Source organism: Ornithinicoccus hortensis, assembly GCF_006716185.1.
Taxonomy (GTDB): domain Bacteria; phylum Actinomycetota; class Actinomycetes; order Actinomycetales; family Dermatophilaceae; genus Ornithinicoccus; species Ornithinicoccus hortensis.
The window spans coordinates 2731118-2747354 of sequence record NZ_VFOP01000001.1 but is presented as its reverse complement, the minus strand read 5'-3'; the positions used below and the strand labels follow the sequence as shown (position 1 = coordinate 2747354).

General features: G+C 73.2%; 10 protein-coding genes. 7 read left to right on the top strand and 3 right to left on the bottom strand.

The genetic code is table 11. From position 1 onward, the window contains the following. Positions 1 to 20: 20 nt before the first annotated feature. The 5 genes from FB467_RS12855 to FB467_RS12835 all read left to right on the top strand — a co-directional run bounded on the left by FB467_RS12855 (position 21) and on the right by FB467_RS12835 (position 5579). Entirely contained in the window at positions 21 to 410 is a 390-nt protein-coding gene (locus FB467_RS12855) for a hypothetical protein (RefSeq protein WP_141785449.1), read from the top strand. 75 nt (positions 411 to 485) lie between these two features. Continuing rightward, positions 486 to 1505 carry a LacI family DNA-binding transcriptional regulator gene (locus FB467_RS12850; protein ID WP_141785448.1) on the top strand — a complete coding sequence of 340 codons (1020 nt, stop codon included), beginning with the start codon at positions 486 to 488 and terminating at the stop codon, positions 1503 to 1505. Between the two features lie 59 nt (positions 1506 to 1564). Beyond that, positions 1565 to 3457: a 1-deoxy-D-xylulose-5-phosphate synthase gene (dxs, locus tag FB467_RS12845; RefSeq protein ID WP_141785447.1), complete on the top strand. Its 1893-nt coding sequence runs from the start codon at positions 1565 to 1567 to the stop codon at positions 3455 to 3457. A gap of 7 nt (positions 3458 to 3464) precedes the next feature. Then, entirely contained in the window at positions 3465 to 4385 is a 921-nt protein-coding gene (locus FB467_RS12840; RefSeq protein WP_141785446.1) for a diacylglycerol/lipid kinase family protein, read from the top strand. A 9-nt stretch (positions 4386 to 4394) separates the two neighbouring features. Then, on the top strand, positions 4395 to 5579 hold the full coding sequence (locus FB467_RS12835) for a phosphatase domain-containing protein (protein WP_141785445.1): 1185 nt from the start codon (positions 4395 to 4397) through the stop codon (positions 5577 to 5579). 26 nt (positions 5580 to 5605) lie between these two features. Here the strand turns inward: FB467_RS12835 and FB467_RS12830 are convergent, their stop codons facing one another. Both FB467_RS12830 and FB467_RS12825 read right to left on the bottom strand, forming a co-directional pair. Continuing rightward, complete coding sequence (locus FB467_RS12830) at positions 5606 to 6487, bottom strand: serine protein kinase RIO (protein WP_228393428.1); 882 nt, start codon at positions 6485 to 6487, stop codon at positions 5606 to 5608. A 216-nt stretch (positions 6488 to 6703) separates the two neighbouring features. Next, positions 6704 to 7324, bottom strand: a complete 621-nt coding sequence (locus tag FB467_RS12825) for a GNAT family N-acetyltransferase (protein WP_141786654.1) — start codon at positions 7322 to 7324, stop codon at positions 6704 to 6706. A gap of 92 nt (positions 7325 to 7416) precedes the next feature. Between FB467_RS12825 and FB467_RS12820 the strand changes: the two genes are divergently transcribed. Together FB467_RS12820 and FB467_RS12815 are read left to right on the top strand one after the other, a co-directional pair. Then, positions 7417 to 7830 (top strand): helix-turn-helix domain-containing protein, encoded by a 414-nt coding sequence (locus tag FB467_RS12820; protein ID WP_141785444.1) that lies wholly within the window; start codon positions 7417 to 7419, stop codon positions 7828 to 7830. Between the two features lie 158 nt (positions 7831 to 7988). Then, positions 7989 to 13268, top strand: coding sequence for a cell wall-binding repeat-containing protein (locus tag FB467_RS12815; protein WP_141785443.1), 5280 nt, complete (start codon positions 7989 to 7991; stop codon positions 13266 to 13268). Positions 13269 to 13344: 76 nt separating this feature from the next. Here the strand turns inward: FB467_RS12815 and FB467_RS12810 are convergent, their stop codons facing one another. Further along, positions 13345 to 16176, bottom strand: coding sequence for an FAD-binding and (Fe-S)-binding domain-containing protein (locus tag FB467_RS12810; RefSeq protein ID WP_141785442.1), 2832 nt, complete (start codon positions 16174 to 16176; stop codon positions 13345 to 13347). Between the last annotated feature and the right edge of the window lie 61 nt (positions 16177 to 16237).

The following is a 16237-nucleotide window of genomic DNA, read 5'->3' as shown; positions in this document are numbered from 1 at the left end:
GAGGTCGTACACTTGTTCGCATGAACTCTGGACCGCCGGGCTGGCCCGACCGGGTGCCGCCCGCCGGCGTGTCCGGGTGGGAGCAGGCGGCCGTGTCCTGGCTGCTGGACCAGTGTCCCGCCGACTACCGGGCGTATGCCGCCTGGCGCCGTCACCCGGTCGCCCTCGCCTGGGTCACGGTGCGGCACCTGGAGGCGGACCTGGCGGCGATGCGGGGAGCCTGGCGCGACGTGCGCCCCGACCTGGGCCCGGTGCTACCGCCGGGGACGCTGGGCGACGTGCTCGGGTCGCTCACCCAGGAAGGACTGCGGCTGCGTGCGGCCCTGCGCAGCGCCGAGCTGCTGCTGGAGGCGCTGCGCGTGCGGGCCCCCATCGCGGTGCGGGGTACCACCCGGGTCGCCCGTCGCTGACCCCGGCCCACCCCGCCGGTACTGCCATCACTGCAATCGGTTGCCAACCGGTGTCGCCGGTCCTACGGTGAGGCCGTGGGTAGCACCTCACCGGACGACGCGGACCGGGCGCCGACGATCTACGACGTGGCCCGGCGGGCCGGCGTGGCTCCCTCGACGGTGTCGCGGGCGTTCGCCCGGCCGGGGCGGGTGAGCACCGCGACCGCGCAGAAGATCCGGGCCGTCGCCGAGGAGATCGGATACCGCGCCAACCCGATCGCGCGGGCCCTGTCGACGCACCGGAGCGGCATGATCGCCCTGGTGGTGCCCGACATCACGAACCCGGTGAACTTCCCGGTCATCCGGGGCGCCGAGACCACGGCCGCGGAGGCCGGCTACACCCTGGTCCTGGCCGACTCCCGCGAGTCCGGCGAGCGGGAGCGCGCGGCACTGGACCGGGTCGCCGGCTCGGTGGAGGGAGTGCTCCTGACGAGCTCCCGGATGTCGGACGCGGCCGTGCGGACGCTGACCAAGCGCGGCCCCGTGGTGGTGCTCAACCGGGCCATCACCGGCATCCCGTCCGTCGTGACCGACAACCCCCGTGGCGTCCGGCGGGCCATGGAGCACCTGGGGTCCCTGGGCCACCACACGATCACCTACCTCGCCGGGCCGGAGGCGTCGTGGGTGGACGGGATGCGGTGGCGTGCGGTGCGCGAGGCATCGCTGGAACTGCTGCTCACCGCCCACCGGATCGGGCCGCTGGTGCCGACCGTGGCCGGGGGTGCCCGCGCTGTGCAGCGCTGGCTGGAGCGGCCGACCTCGGCGGTCCTGGCCTACAACGACCAGATGGCCATCGGGTTCATGCAGGGGCTGCGAGAACGGGGGATCGTGGTGCCGGACCAGGTCAGCGTGGTGGGCTTCGACAACATCCTGGCCGCCGACTGGGTCACCCCGACTCTGACCACGGTGGCCTCGCCGTTGCGCGCCATGGGCGCGACCGCGGCACAGCACCTGATCGCGATGATCGGCGGTGCCAAGCCCCACGCGCAGGCACCGGTGGTACTGCCCGTCCGGCTGACGGTGCGGGGCTCGACCGGTCCCCGCGCCCGCTCCTAGCACCCAGGGGGGAGCCGTACACTCGACCGGACGTCAACGGAGAAAGGGAACCGGCACTCGTGGGTCTCCTCAACAGCATCAACGGACCGGCGGACCTCAGGAGCCTCTCGACCCGCCAGCTCGAGAGCCTTGCGGCCGAGATCAGGGACTACCTGATCAGTTCGGTGTCCCGGACCGGTGGCCACCTGGGGCCCAACCTGGGGGTCGTGGAGCTCACCATGGCGATCCACCGGGTCTTCGAGTCGCCCTCGGACACCGTGGTCTTCGACACGGGGCACCAGTCCTACGTCCACAAGTTGCTGACCGGCCGCCACGACTTCTCCGCCTTGCGCAAGGAGGGCGGCCTCTCCGGGTATCCGAGCCGGGGCGAGTCCGAGCACGACGTGGTGGAGAACTCGCACGCCTCCACCTCGCTGTCGTGGGCCACCGGGATCGCGACCGGTCGGATGCTGCGCGGTGAGGACGACCGGCATACCGTGGCCGTGATCGGGGACGGTGCGCTGACCGGCGGGATGGCGTGGGAGGCGCTGAACAACATCGCCGCCAGCCCCGACCTGCCGTTGGTCATCGTGGTCAACGACAACGAGCGCTCGTACGCGCCGACCACCGGGGGGATGGCCGAGTACCTGGGTCGGCTGCGGGCCGACCGGCGCTACGAGGACGTGCTCACCTGGGGCAAGCGGCAGCTCCTCTACCGGACCCCCGTGTTGGGCCGTCCCATGTACGAGACGCTGCACGGGGTGAAGAAGGGCCTGAAGGACATCGTCAGCCCGCAGGGCATGTTCGAGGACCTGGGGCTGAAGTACCTCGGTCCGGTGGACGGGCACGACCTGCCCGCCCTGGAGACCGCGCTCCGCCGGGCCCGGGACTTCCGTGGCGTCGTCCTGGTGCACGTGCTCACCGAGAAGGGCCACGGCTACGAGCCGGCGACGACCGACGAGGCGGACCGGTTCCACGCGGTGGGCGTGATCAACCCCGAGACCGGCCTCCCGCTGGAACTCTCGGGCCGCGCCTGGACCGACGAGTTCAGCGACGAACTGTTGGCCCTTGCCGACGAGCGGGAGGACATCGTCGGGCTCACCGCCTCGATGTTGCTCCCGGTCGGCCTCCGACCGTTCGCCGAGCGCTACCCACAGCGGGTCTTCGACGTGGGGATCGCCGAGCAGCACGCCGTGACGATGGCGGCCGGCCTCTCCTTCGCCGGGCTGCACCCGGTGGTCGCCGTCTACGCGACCTTCCTGAACAGGGCCTTCGACCAGTTGCTGATGGACTGTGCGATGCACCGGCAGGGGGTGACCTTCGTGCTGGACCGTGCCGGCGTGACCGGCAGCGACGGCGCCAGCCACAACGGGATGTGGGACATGAGCGTGGTCGGCATCGTGCCGGGGCTGCGCCTGGCCGCCCCACGCGACGGCGCGCAGGTGCGGCAGGCGCTGCGCGAGGCGGTCCGGGTCGAGGACGGGCCGACCGTGCTGCGTTTCCCGAAGGGCACCGTCTCGGAGCCGGTCGAGGCGGTCCGCAGGCAGGGCACCGTCGACGTGCTCCGCGACCTCGATGCCGACGGGGAGTCGCACCCGAGCCCGGACGTGCTCATCGTCTCCGTCGGGGCGATGGCCGAGGTCGCGCTCGGGGTGGGGGACAAGCTGGCCTCCGCAGGGGCGGGGGTCCAGGTGGTGGACCCGCGGTGGGTGCTCCCGGTGAGCGCCGATCTGGTCGACCTGGTCCGCCGCAGCCGGCACGTCGTCGTGGTGGAGGACAACATCGTCGACGGTGGGATCGGGGAAGCGATCGGCAAGGCGGTGCGCGAGGCCGACCTGCTGCAACCGGTCTGGTGCTACGGCATCCCCAAGGAGTTCCTCGCCCATGGGTCCCGCGGCCAAGTCATGGAGCGGGTCGGGCTGACCCCGGACGTGATCGCGACCTCGGTCACCCGCCACCTCGCCAGCGACTAGCCGACCCGTGACCACCCGGGTCGTCGCGATCCTCAACCCGGCCCGGTCGCGCGCGGACCGGGCCGTGCAACTGGTCCACGCGGCGTGCGCGGACCGCGGCTGGCCGGCTCCCACCCTGCTGACCACCACCGTCGCCGAGCCCGGGGGAGCCCAGGCGCGCCGGGCGGTGGCGGAGGGGGCCGACCTGGTGGTCGTCGGTGGTGGCGACGGCACGGTGCGAGCCGTGGCGGAGGTGCTGGGTGGGACGGGTCTGCCGCTCGGCATCCTGCCACTGGGCACCGCCAACCTGTTCGCCCGCAACCTGGACCTGCCGCGCCGCGACCTCACCGGGGCGGTCCGGGTCGCCCTCGACGGCCGCCTCCGGGGGGTGGACCTGGGGTGGGCCTGCTACACCCAGCAGGGACCGGTTGGCCCCGTGGTCTCCGACGAGACCGCCTTCCTCGTCGTCCTCGGGATCGGTCACGACGCCGACACGGTGTCGGCTGTCGACCCGGGACTGAAGCGGCGGATCCGGTGGGCCGCCTACTTCCTGCCCGGGCTGCGCCGGCTGGCGGCGGCGCCGGTGGACCTCGCGGTCCGCCGCGACGGCGGGCCGGAGCAGCAGGTCCGGGCGTGGAGCCTGCTGGTCGCCAACTGCGGACGGATCCCGCTCGGGATCACGGTTGTGCCCGGCGCGCGACCGGACGACGGCCGGTTGGAGCTAGCGCTGGTGGCGCCTCCCCGGGTGTGGCACTGGGTCCCGATCGCGGTCCAGGGCCTGGTCGGGCACCGCCGCCCGGTGTGTGGCCTCGGCTACCGGCAGGTCGGCGCGGTCCGGGTCACCGCGCCCGGCGGGGTGACGATCCAGGTGGACGGCGACCCGCACCCCGAGGTGCTCGCCGTGTCGGCGCGGGTGGAGCCCGGTGCGCTCATGGTGCGGGTGCCGTAGGTTGCTGCCGTGAGCAGCCGCAGCGCCGAACTCCGGTCCTTGGTCTCCGGGTGGACCCGTCGGGACGAGGAGGCCGCCGTGCTGCAGCTGCTTCGGGAGACGCCCCCGGGGGAGCTGGATGCCCTGCTCGCCGAGGTCGAGCTGACGGACCTGATCCGGGGACTGGACGACCGGCGGATGTTCGGCCCCGACCACCGCAGTGCCCTGCTGGACCTGCTCTGCCGCGAGCGACGCGCCGAGCTGACCCTGGAGCGGCTGGCCGACCTGGTCCACGCGCTGCACCACGGCCGCACCCCGGCGAGCCACGAACGGGCCGTGCGCGACGTCTTCCTGTCCCTGCAGGGCGCCGAGCTGGCAACCCTGAAGAACCTGGTGAACGCGCACGGGGACTACCACGACCTGGACCACCTGATCTTTGAGGACATCGACGACGACGACGTCCGGGAGGAGATCCTGGAGCACATCGCGAGACAGGCGGCCGGGCAGCAGTCCCCGGACCTGAAGATCCTGTCCGACATCGACGACACCGTGATCTCGATGCTGCACGACCGACGGTTCCCCCGCGGCGTGGTCTACCCGGGCGTCGTGGAGTTCCTGTGCGCCCTCGATCACGGCGCCGCCGCCGAGCCGGGTCGGCCGGGCGACCTGACCTTCCTCACCGCCCGGCCCTCCGACGCGGCGGGTGTGGTCGACAGCTACACCCGCAACGGGCTGTCCGGCCACGGACTGCCGCCGCACTCGGTGATGACCGGCAGCATCCTCAACCTGCTCACCAAGGGGCGGATCGCCCAGCGCAAGCTGGTCAACTTCGACCGCTACCGGTTGCTCTTCCCGGAGTGCGCGGTCGTCTTCCTGGGAGACAGCGGGCAGGCCGACGTCCGGGTCGGGCAGGCGATGCTGGAGCGCGACCCGGACCACGTGCGGGCCGTGTTCATCCACGACGTGGCCGGGACGGACCCGCGGGACCGGGAGCGGCTCGCCGGGACCGGCGTGTACCTGTTCGACACGTATGCCGGCGCGGCCGCCCATGCGCTGCGGCTGGACCTGATCTCCTCCGCGGCGGCCCGGCAGGTCCGGGACGCGGTGCGGGCCGGCGTGGCCGCGGCCGACCTGCAGACGACCCAGCGGGCCACGGTGGAGCGGCACGTGGCGCAGGACGAGGCACTGCTCGCCGCCGCCGGTGTCCCCGCCTAGCCGACCGGGCCCGGCACCCGGGTCGCTCAGGTGTAGGCGACCAGGTCGGCATACAGCTCGTCCGCGTCGACCGGCAGCCCGCGGGCGGTGAACCACGCGCAGACGTTGCGGCAGTCCCGGTGCAGGAACTCGAACCCGGCGGGGTTCGCGGCCAGGTCGACCACCTGGGGCAGGTCGATGATGACGATGCGTTCTCCGGCCGCGAGCATGTTGTAGGGCGAGAGGTCACCGTGGGCGGCGTGCAGCGAGGCCAGCCGCGTCATCGCCTCCCGCACCTGGTCGAAGTAGTGCTCGAGCAGGTCGGGGTCCGGCCGGGTCTCCGCCAGCCGCGGCGCGGCATCGCCCGCCACCTGGATGAACTCCATCAGGATCTCCGTGCCGTCGACCTGCACCGGGTAGGGCACCGGGACGCCCGCGGACCAGTACTGGTTGAGGGCCTCCCACTCGGCGACGGCCCACATGCCGGCAGCCACCTCCCGTCCGTAGGAGGACCTGCGGGAGACGGCCCGGTTGTCCCGGCTGCGCCGGGCCCGGCGGGTCTCGGTGTAGGCGGCACTGCGGCGGAAGCTGCGGTGGTCCAGGTCCCGGTAGTACTTGCCGGCCATCAGGGTCTCGGCGCCGGAACCGTCGGTGGCGGCCCGGTGGATCAGCCGGACGTCGGCCTCCTTGCCGGTCTTGAGGACGCCGAGGTCGGTGTCGACGGCGGCGCTGTCGAGGACCACCCAGTGGGGTCGTGGCTCGGGACCGCGGCAGCCGCGCTCCACGTCCCAGTAGGTGCTGAACCGTTGGTCGCCGGCGCCGCCGGCGTCATCACCGTCGGGGGACGACGCCCGGGCGGGGTCGTCGATGGGGGTGTAGTCGAAGACGAAGAACGGGGCGATGTCACCCGTGTCGGAAGGGTGGGACAAGGCTGCTGCTCCTGGGGGAGAGGGGGTGGTGGCTGGTGGGCACACCGACGGCAGTCGTGGACATCTCACTGCTCCTCTCCTCAGGGGGACGTTGCCGTCGCCCCGCGTCCCGCGGCGGTTCGCCGCGTGTCAGGTCAGGGTGCCAGCGGGACCGGCGGCGGGCAACGGGTTTTCCGCCGCCGGGCTGCAGGAGCCGGGCGACAGACAACGCCCGGGTCAGAGCTCGCGCAGGTACTGGCGGCAGCGGTGGACCCGGCGGAACCGGGCGCGGAGGGCCTGCTCGTCCTCCAGGGAGCCGTGCATGAAGGCCGCCAGGGGCGCGGACAGCCCGTCGGGGGTGGTGAACCCCTCGGCCGGGTCGTCCCAGGACTTGTAGACGTGCAGGTACTCGTGCGCCACGGCGAACCCGTTGCGCAGGTACCAGTGGTTGGCCGGCTCGTCCTCGCGGGTCCAGGCGTCCAGGGACACCAGTCCGAGCGGTGCCAGCCTGCGCAGTGCCTCGGCGAGCAGCCGGTCCGCGAGCCCGCGGCGCTGGTGGTCCGGGTGGACCGCGATGCTGTCGATCGTGGCGGTGCCGCCCGCCGCGCCCGGCTCGGGGTCGAACAGTTCGACGTCCAGCAGGCCGACGACCTCCTCGGCCCCCGGGCTCGTGATCGCCCCGGGCCCCGGGCGGACCGCGACGAGGCGGACGGCAGCGCCGTCGAACCGGGTGCGCTCGGTCTTCACGTCGTCGTAGTAGGCGGTGGAGAGGAAGCTGAGCACCCGGGCGCGCAGCCAGGAGGGCTCGTCCTCGTCCCGGTAGTCGCGGACGTCGACCTCCCCGGGCGATCCCTGCATCGGGGCCACGGCGGCACCCCCTTCCGTGGGACTCGCGCGGACCGGCAGGGTAGCAGCCGCTACCGAGGTCGCTAGCAACGCTAGCATCAGGCATGGCCGCGATCACCGTCCGTTCCCTCGACGAGGACGTACGGCGCCGACTGAAGGTCCGCGCCGCCCGCAACAACCGGTCGATGGAGGCCGAGGTGCGGGCGATCCTCGCCGCGGCCGCCGCCGAGGAGGACCGGCCAGAGCAGGCCGCCACCGGCCCGGAGGCGCCCGCCCAGGGCAGGATCACGCTGGTGCTGCAGGCGAGCGGCCTGACCCCCCGGGAACGGGTCGTCGCCGGCTACATCGCCCAGGGGTGGACGAACCGGCAGATCGCCGTCCACCTCTACCTCTCGGAGCGGACCGTGGAGAGCCATGTCGGCTCCGTCCTGCGCAAGCTCGGCTACCGCAGCAGGGCCGGTGTGGCCGCCTGGCACGCCGCGATGTCCGGCGGTCTCGGGCCGCAGGAGCCTGGGTAGTTGCGCGGATGCCCCCGGCACCCGCGCGGTCCTAGGTTCGTCCCAACGTCCGTGTCCCCGGGGACTCCTCCCGGGCGGGCGCCGTGCAAAGGGGCAGGGCTATGGGTTCGTCAAGCACACGCCGGGGCCAGGGCGCCCGGGGCGGCAAACGACGCTGGGTGGCCGTGGCCCTCAGCGGGCTGCTCGCCACGATGGGGGGTATGGCGCTGGGTGCGGGCGCCGGAGCCACCCCGGCCGAGCCGGCGGCGGACGCCGGCGACAAGGTCAGCCACGAGGTGGCCCAGGCGCTCGACGCGGACGGTCAGGCGACCTTCCTGGTGCGCTTCGCCGACCGCCCCGACCTCGACGCCCTCGCCGAGATCGAGGACTGGGACGCCCGCGGTGAGGCGGTCCACCGCGAGCTCCGCGCCACCGCGGCGGCCAGCCAGCGGCAGGCCCGCGCGGACCTCGACGCCGCGCACACGGCATACACCCCGTTCTTCATCTCCAACGCGATCCTGGTCAAGCACGGTGACGCCGAGCTGGTGTCGACGCTGGCCGCCGACCCCGAGGTCGAGGGGATCTATCCGAACACCGCCTACGAGATCCCGACACCCGTCGAGGAGCCGGCCGTGGTCGGCCCGACCGCGGTCGAGTGGGGCGTGGCGGACGTCAACGCCGACGACGTGTGGTCGCAGTTCGGGCTCACCGGCGAGGACATCGTCGTGGCCAACATCGACACCGGGGTGGACTACGAGCACCCCGCCTTGGTGAACCAGTACCGGGGGAACAACGGGGACGGCACGTTCGACCACAACTACAACTGGTTCGACGCGGCGGGCACCGGGTCGGACGAGCCCTGGGACTTCGACGCCCACGGCACCCACACGATGGGCACCATGGTCGGCGACGACGGGGGAGAGCACCAGATCGGGGTCGCGCCGGGGGCCACTTGGATCGCCGCCAACGGGTGCTGCCCCTCGGACGAGGCACTGATCCTGTCCGGTGAGTGGATGCTGGCCCCGACCGACCTGACCGGGGAGAACCCCGACGCGTCGATGCGTCCGCACATCATCAACAACTCCTGGGGCACCACGGCACCCAGCAACGACCCCTTCATGGAGGACGTCGCGGAGGCGTGGGCGGCGTCCGGGATCTTCGGCGTCTGGGCCAACGGCAACATCGGACCAGGCTGTGAGACCAGCGGTTCCCCGGGAAGCCGGATCATCAACTACTCGGTGGGCAACTACGACGCCAACCACAACATCGCGTCCTCCTCCTCCCGCGGCGCGGGCCAGGACGGGGAGATCAAGCCCAACATCTCCGCGCCCGGCACGGCGGTCACCTCCTCGGTGCCCGGCGGTGACTACGCGGCGTTCACCGGGACCTCGATGGCCACGCCCCACGTCGCGGGCGCCATCGCGCTGCTCTGGTCGGCGGACCCGGCGCTGGTCGGTGATATCGAGCTGACCAAGGAGCTGCTCGACGGCACGGCCATCGACAACCCGAACGACCAGTGCGGGGGCACCGACGCCGACAACAACGTCTTCGGCGAGGGACGCCTCGACGCGCTGGCCCTGCTCACGGCCGCCCCGATCGCGGACTCGGGCACGGTCGAGGGCACGGTGACCGATGCCTCGACCGGCGACCCCGTGGCGGGTGCCCAGGTGCTCCTGCAGGGGGAGCGCGAGCGCAGCGTCCGCACCGGCGCCGACGGCAGCTACCGGGTGCGGTTCAGCTCCGGGGACTACACGGTGACCGTCAGCCGGTTCGGCTACGTCACCGACACCGACACGCTGACCATCCCGGTCGACGACACCGTCACGCACGACGTGGCGCTGGACCCCGCCCCCAGCGGGACGCTGACCGGCACCGTCACGGACGGCGGCGGGCAGGGCTGGCCGCTCTACGCCCGGCTGAGCGTGCAGGGCGAGCCGACCGTGGGCAGCTACACCGACCCCGAGACCGGGGCGTACGAGCTGGTGCTGCCCGCGGGCACGCACACCGTGGTCGCGACCGCGCAGTACCCGGGCTACCAGGTGGGATCCGCCGAGGTCACCATCGCCGAGGACGGCACGGTCGAGCAGGACTTCGCGCTGCCCGTCGACGCCGTGACCTGCAACGCGCCCGGCTACTCGGTCGTGGTGGACGGGATCACCGAGAGCTTCGACGGGACGGAGGCACCCGACGGCTGGACGGTCGAGGACCTGAACGGGTCGGGCGGGGTGTGGGTCTTCGAGGACCCCTACGACATCCCGAATGGGACCGGGGGCGAGGGCAACTTCGCGGTCGTGAACAGCGACTTCCTCGGTCCGGACAACCCGCAGGACACCACCCTGGTCTCACCGGTGGTCGACCTGTCTGCGGTCGAGTCACCTGCGGTGGGCTTCAACCATTACCGGGAGGACTTCGGCAGCTCGGTGGCTCAGGTCGAGCTGAGCACCGACGGCGGGTCCACCTGGACCCCACTCTGGGAGGCGGCCGGTTCAGGCGCCGGACCGGTCTTGCTGCCGCTGGGCGACGAGGCTGGCACCGATACCCAGGTCCGGTTCCACTACGAGGCGGACTGGGACGCCTGGTGGCAGGTCGACGACGTCTTCATCGGCAGCCGTCAGTGCCTGCCGGACGGCGGTGGCCTGGTCGTCGGGTACGTCCAGAACGACTCCGACGGTGCCGGGATCCTCGGTGCCCGGGTGACCTCGCTGGAGAACCCCTCCGACGTGGGGACCACGCGGGCGACCCCGGACGACGACGCGCTGGAGGACGGCTTCTACTGGCTGTACTCCGCGCTGACCGGCAGCACCCCGTTCGAGGCGTCCGCCCGCAACTACGGGACCGACCAGCAGGACGTGGACGTCCCGGTCGGTGACGTGGGCCGGGCCGACTTCGTGCTGGGCTCGGCGGTGCTCGAGGTCGACCCGACCTCCCTGGAGACCGAGGTGCAGCTGGGCGAGAGCGACTCGGCCGAGTTCACCGTCACCAACAACGGGACCAGCCCGGCCGAGGTGACCTTCGGCGAGCGCAACGTCGGGTTCGAGATCCTGCGGGCCGACGGCAGCCGGATGACCACCCAGGAGGTCCTGGGGTCCGCCGGTGCCCCGGTCGTCAGCCGGGAGGCCGACGTCTCGGTGGCCGCCTTCCGCGACGGTCCCGCGCCGTCCGGCGAAACCGCCGCCCCGCCCCGCACGGCGGAGGAGCCGTGGGTCGACCTGACCCCGCTGGAGCTGCCGGTGCTGGACAACCGGGTGGTCTCCGTCGAGGGGCAGTGGTACTCGATCGGTGGCACCGACGGCTTCGAGAGCACCGATGCGGTGTGGCGCTACGACGCCACGGCGCTGGAGTGGATGCCGGTGGCACCGCTCCCGGCCCCGGCACAGTCGTCGGCGGTCGGCGTGGTCGGCGGCCAGATCGTGGTCGCCGGTGGCTGGCAGGACGGCGACCCCACCGACCAGACCTGGCTCTACGACCCGGCGTCCGACGCGTGGACGGCGGCCGCGGGGATGCCAGTACCGACCTCCTCCAGCGGGTATGCCGTGCTCGGCGGCCAGCTGGTCGTGGTCGGTGGCTGCACCACGGCCGACTGCTTCCCGATCGTCGACACGGTCCAGTCCTACGACCCGGCCGCGGACGAGTGGACGGAGCTGGCCCCGCTGCCGCAGGCCAACGCCTTCCCGGTGTGTGGCGCCGTCGGTGGTGTGCTGGCCTGCGCCGGCGGCATCGACGACGACGGCGCCGGGCTCGCCGACACGCTGCTCTACGACCCGGCGGAGGACGCGTGGGCCGACGGCGCGCCGGCCCCGGTCACCGTCTGGGGCGCCGCCGGCACGGCGGCCAACGACCAGCTGGTCGTGGTCGGTGGTGTGCAGGACGACAACATCACCAACGCCACCTTCGGGTACGACCCGGACGCGGACACGTGGTCGGAGTTCCCGGCGGCCAACGAGGCGGTCTACCGCGGCGGCGGTGCCTGCGGCCTGGTCCGGATCGGTGGCGACCTCGGGGGCTTCTCCCCGACCGACTCCGCCGAGCAGCTGCCCGGCTTCGACGAGTGTGCGGAGAGCGGCGCAGACGTCCCGTGGCTCGACCTCGACACCACCGAGGCCGTGCTGGAGCCCGGGGACAGCGTGACCGTGCTGGTCACGACCGACAGCAGCACGGTGGCCCAGCCGGGGACCTACAGCGGTCAGGTCACCATCTCGGCCAACACCCCCGTGCGACCCACCCCGGTGGATGTCGCGATGCACGTCAGCCCGCCGCTGACGTGGGGCAAGGTGATGGGCACGGCATACCTCGAGGCGTGCGACGGTGGCCAGACCGCCGGGGACAGCATCCCGATCAACGTCGACCCGGTGCGGGAGGACGTCGGCGACGGCTGGCTCGTCGTGACCAACCACGAGGGCGACTACGCGCGCTGGTTCAACACCCAGGTCGGCCGGTTGCGGATGACCGCGAGCCTGCCCGGCTACCGGCCGGACATGCACCTGGTGGACCTGGTCCGCGGGGACACCGTCACCCAGGACTTCTCGATGCGGGACAACGCGTGCGAGGAGAACCCGGAGCCGGTGCCGCCGGAGGTGGTCCGCGTCGCGGGCGTCGACCGTTACGACACCGCCTCCAGGATCTCCCAGCTGTTCCCCGGCCCCGTGGACACCGTCTTCGTGGCGACCGGCAAGGACTACCCGGACGCCCTGGCGGCGGCCGCGTCCTCCGGCAGCCAGGGGGCCCCGGTGCTGCTGACCCACCCGGAGTGGCTGCCGCAGACCACCCGGATCGAGCTGCAACGGCTCGAGCCGAGCACGGTGGTCCTGGTCGGTGGCACGAGCGCGGTCGGTCAGGAGGTCGAGGACGAGCTCGCGGCCTTCGTCCCCGACGCCGAGGTCGTCCGCTACGCCGGGGCCGACCGGTACGAGACCGCGGCCATCATCGCCGGGGACTTCGCGTCCGCCGACGTGGTCTACGTCGCCACCGGTCGCAAGTTCCCCGACGCCCTCGCCGGCGCGGCCCGCGCCGGGGCGCTCGACGGGCCGGTGCTGCTGGTCCGGCCCGACGCGGTGCCGGACGCGACGGCCGAGCAGCTGAGCCGGTTGGCGCCGGAGCAGATCGTGCTCCTGGGCGGCACCCAGGCGGTGTCCGCCGACGTCGAGGAGGCCCTGGGCTCCTACGGCCCGGTGGAGCGGGTGGCCGGGCCGACCCGGTACGAGACGGCGGCCCTGATCGCCCAGGACCACGAGACGTCGCAGGACATCTTCGTGGCGACCGGGCAGGACTGGCCGGACGCACTGGCCGGGGCCGCGCGTGCCGCGGACACCGACGTGCCCGTGCTGCTGGTCAAGCAGGACAGCATCCCGGAGGCAACCTGGACCGAGCTGGACCGGCTCGACCCCGGCAGGATCTTCCTGCTCGGTGGGACGGCCGCGATCAGCGAGGGCGTGGCCGACCAGCTGCGGACGCTGGAGTAGCCGGCCCGACGCGGCAGCGCCGACCGGGCGGTCGGGTCCCACCCAGTGGGCGCCCGACCGTCCGGACGGGCGCCGCTCAGCCGGTGGCGTGGAGCAGCAGCTCGAGGACGTGCCGGTAGGGCCGCCCGGTGGCCCGGGTCATCCCGATCTCGCAGGTCCGGTTGCTCGACACGTATGCCGTGTGCCCGGTCCCGCGCACCTCCGCGGCCTCGGGCGCGGTGGCCGAGGCGGTGAGCTCGGGGTGCAGCAGCCCCCGGTCCCCGGCGAACCCGCAGCAGCCCCACCCGGTGGGCACCGACACCTCCTCGCCGACCGCCCGGGCCAGCTCCAGCAGGTGCCGGGTGGTCCCGGCCCGCTCGGTCGAGCAGGTCGGGTGCACCACGACCGAGTCGACCCTGCGGGTGATGGTCAGCCGGGGCAGCACCTGCTCGGCGACGAACTCGACGGCATCCAGCACCCGCAGCTCCGGGGCCCGGTCCCGCAGCATCTCGACCAGCCCCTCGGCGCACGAGGACGCCTCGATGACCACCGGGATGGCCCCGCCCCCGGTCGCCTCGCGCAGCGCCGGCACGACACGGTCGGCCATCACCGCATACCCACGGCCGAGGCCCTTGGACTTCCACGGCGTGCCGCAGCACAGCGCGCCCGGGTCGGCCGGGGTGCGCAGCCGGACACCCGCGCGCTCGCACAGAGTGCGGAGGGCCTCGGCGGCGCCCGGGGTCGGAGCACCGTCCGCCGTGGTCTCCGGGCCGAACATCTGCCCGATGCAGGCGCTGAACAGCACCGCCTCGGCCCCCGGCTGGTCCAGCCTCGGGCGGGGGCTGCCACCGGCCGGCAGGCCGTCGTCGTACAGCGGGACGGTGTCGTGCCCGAGCACCGCCCGGGCCGCGGCGGTCACCCCGACGGGCAGGGCCGCGGGGAGGGCCCGCGCCGCGCTGAGCGCCAGGGCGGCTCCCGGGGCGGTGGCGCCCCAGGCGTGGGCGGCGCCCTCCCACACGCGGTCCGCCACCGGCGAGACGGTCTCCCGCCGCAGCCGGCGCACCAGGTCACCGGTGTCGATCAGGACCGGACAGGCGGTCAGGCACATGCCGTCGACCGCGCACGTCTGCTCGCCCTCGTAGACGTAGTCCTGCTCCAGCTCCCGGGCCAGGGCGTGGTCACCCCGCTCGCGGGCGGTGACCATCTCCCGCCGGAGCACGATCCGTTGCCGCGGGGTGAGGGTCACGTCCCGCGAGGGGCAGACCGGCTCGCAGTAGCCGCACTCCACGCACCGGTCGACCTCCTCCTCCACCCGGGGGTTGGGCTTGAGGTCCCTGAGGTAGGAGTCGGGGTCGTCGGAGAGCACCGCGCCGGGGTTGAGCAGGCCCCGGGGGTCGATCAGGCGCTTGAGCTCCCACATCACGGCGTACAGCTCGTCGCCGTACTGGCGGCGCACGAAGGGTGCCATGATCCGCCCGGTCCCGTGCTCGGCCTTCAGCGAGCCGCCGTTGCCCAGGACGAGGTCGACCATGTCCTCGGTGAACGCCGCGTAGCGGGCCATCGCGGCGTCGTCGTCGAAGCGCTCGTTGAGCATGAAGTGGACGTTGCCGTCCTTGGCGTGGCCGAAGATGACCGACTCCTCGTAGGAGTGCCGGTCGAACAGCTCGGTGAGCGAGGCGCAGGTCTGGCCCAGCAGCCCCACCTCGACCACGACGTCCTCGAGCAGGGCGTTGGTGCCCTGGGGCCGGGCCCCGGCGACCGCGCTGAACAGCCCCTTGCGGACCCGCCAGAGCGCCGTGCGGGTGGCGCCGTCCTCGGAGAGCTCGGCGGGCGCGGTGACCGGCAGCGAGCGCAGCGCCGGGGTCGCGGCGGCGACCCGCTCGCTGAGTTCCTCGGCGGTGCCGCCGGTGTACTCGATGAGCAGCGCGGCGTGGTCGGTGATCTGCAGGTCCCGGATCTGGGGCGGGCACTGCGGGTCGCGTTGGGAGACCCGCAGCGAGGCGGCGTCCAGCAGTTCGGCGGTCGCCGCCCCGGTCCCGACCAGGTCGGGGACGGACCCGGTCGCCGTGGTGACGTCGGGGAAGACGAGGAGCCCGGTCGCGATGGCCGGGTCCACCGGGACAGTGCGGAAGGTCGCCTCCGCCACGAACCCCAGCGTCCCCTCGCTGCCGATCATCAGGTGCACCAGGATGTCCAGCGGGTCGGTGAAGTCCAGCAGGGAGTTCAACCCGTAGCCCATCGTGTTCTTCATCGCGAAGAGCCGCCGGATGGTCGCCACGGAGGCCGGGTCGGAGGCGACCCGTTCGCGGAGCCGGAGCAGGCCGGCATACAGGTCCGGCTCCAGGGTCCGCAACCGCTCCGCGGCGTCGGGGGCGGCCGTGTCCAGCAGGGTGCCCGTCGGCAGGACCAGGACCAGTGAGTCGAGCGTCGCGTAGGTGTTGAACTCGGTGCCGCAGTGCATCCCGCTGGAGTTGTTGGCGACGACCCCGCCGATGGTGCAGGCGCCCTCGCTGGCCGGGTCCGGGCCGAGCTTGGTCCGGTAGGGAGCCAGCCGGGCGTTGACCTGGCGCACCGTCGTGCCCGGCTGCACCCGCACCCGGGCGCCGCCGTCGAGCACCTCGACCCCCCGGAAGTGGCGCCGGGTGTCGACCAGGACGGCGTCGGTGATGCCCTGCCCGGACAGGCTGGTGCCGCCGGACCGGAAGGTCACCGGGGTGCCGGCGGCGTCGCAGGCCCGCAGCACCGCGGCGACCTGCTCCCGGTCGGTCGGGCGCACGAGGAGTTCGGGGGTGAGCAGGTAGTGCGAGGCGTCGTGGGCCATCGCGTGCCGGTCCAGCGCCCGGCGGCTCACCGCGGCGGGGCCCAGCGCACGGCTCAGGGTGTCCGCCAGGTCCTCCCACGGGCTGGTCTGCGTCGGCAGGGGACTCATGGACCGAGCATAGGGCGGTCAGGCTAGTGTCGGGCATACCGACGAGACAGCGAGGTGGCTG

What these genes read in the sequence shown, in the direction of transcription:
- FB467_RS12825 (WP_141786654.1), bottom strand. Translation starts at nt 7,324, where the DNA reads ATGCAGGGATCGCCCGGGGAGGTCGACGTCCGCGACTACCGGGACGAG.
- FB467_RS12810 (WP_141785442.1), bottom strand. Translation starts at nt 16,176, where the DNA reads ATGAGTCCCCTGCCGACGCAGACCAGCCCGTGGGAGGACCTGGCGGAC.
- FB467_RS12855 (WP_141785449.1), top strand. Translation starts at nt 21, where the DNA reads ATGAACTCTGGACCGCCGGGCTGGCCCGACCGGGTGCCGCCCGCCGGC.
- FB467_RS12820 (WP_141785444.1), top strand. Translation starts at nt 7,417, where the DNA reads ATGGCCGCGATCACCGTCCGTTCCCTCGACGAGGACGTACGGCGCCGA.